This window comes from Paractinoplanes pyxinae (assembly GCF_026626335.1).
GTDB lineage: Bacteria > Actinomycetota > Actinomycetes > Mycobacteriales > Micromonosporaceae > Actinoplanes > Actinoplanes pyxinae.
On the sequence record NZ_JAPNTZ010000039.1, the window covers coordinates 1 to 961 of the forward strand.

At 67.8% G+C, this 961-nt stretch carries 2 protein-coding genes; one reads left to right on the top strand and one right to left on the bottom strand.

Annotation, left to right across the window (positions count from 1 at the left end):
• The coding region (locus tag OWR29_RS47955; protein ID WP_267570394.1) for a hypothetical protein at positions 1-234 on the top strand (234 nt) is incomplete at its 5' end.
• Between the two features lie 505 nt (positions 235-739).
• Here OWR29_RS47955 and OWR29_RS47960 read toward each other — a convergent pair.
• The coding region (locus tag OWR29_RS47960) for a hypothetical protein (protein WP_267570395.1) at positions 740-961 on the bottom strand (222 nt) is incomplete at its 5' end.

Below are 961 nucleotides of genomic sequence, written 5' to 3' on the forward strand. Positions count from 1 at the left end.
CTCGCCGACGCCGTCGCGGTTACCCTCGCCGACGCCGTCGCGATTGCCCTCGCCGTCGCGGTTGCTGGCGCCGTCGTGGGGTTGGTTGGTGTCGTGGGCCACGGCCATGATGGCGATGCCGCCGGCGGCTTGTTGACGTTGGACGCGGGCGGCGTCGGCCGGGGTGGCCGTGAAGGGACCGCCGAAGGCCTCGTTCTGTGCGCTGACCAGGGCGAGGCGCTGCTGCTCGGTTGACGGTTCCCGCAGGTCGAATCCGTTAGGGGCCGGTAGAGATTGCAGCGTTCGGCTGAGCAGACCAGGTAGTCGTGCCGTTCCTCCACATGGAACCCGGCCTCGGCGAGCAGGGCTTCGAGAGCGGGCGCGCAACTGGTGACGTACTCCAGCCGCGGTTTCCGGCCGGCGTCCCGGAAGGCCGCCACCAGATCGGCGACGTCGGCTTTCGTGATGACCGAGCCCGGCCGCGGAGTGGCGTAATTGATGTGCGGGCTGTCGGTGCCCGGATCGAACCCGATGACGAACGGGCCGACCTCGAGCGGCGCCGGCCGGGCCGACAAATTGGCAACGACGGACATTTGGATACGAGAATCCATGAGCAAGATGAACCTCTGAGCATAAGACGACCGCGGACGAAGACACGTCGGACCGCCACGGAACAGACGAAAGCACGCCGGCCAACCGGCGGCGTCGCGAACTACCTCAGGCGGCCACTGGGCGCGCTGAGATCACAGGCGTCATTCCCTCACGCAAAAGTGTCCACGCCGACTGCGCGGACGCCCGCAGACTTCCACGCCTCCCATCCGGCGGTCAACCAAATATCGCGCTGCCCGTCACCCGGGCGTAACTCGATGAGTTCGCGCCAGCTCACCTCATTAGCCCCTTCGCCGTTGGTCAACGGAGTCACGGCCACCACGGCCACCACGGCCACCACGGCCACCACGGCCACCACGGCCACCACGGCCAC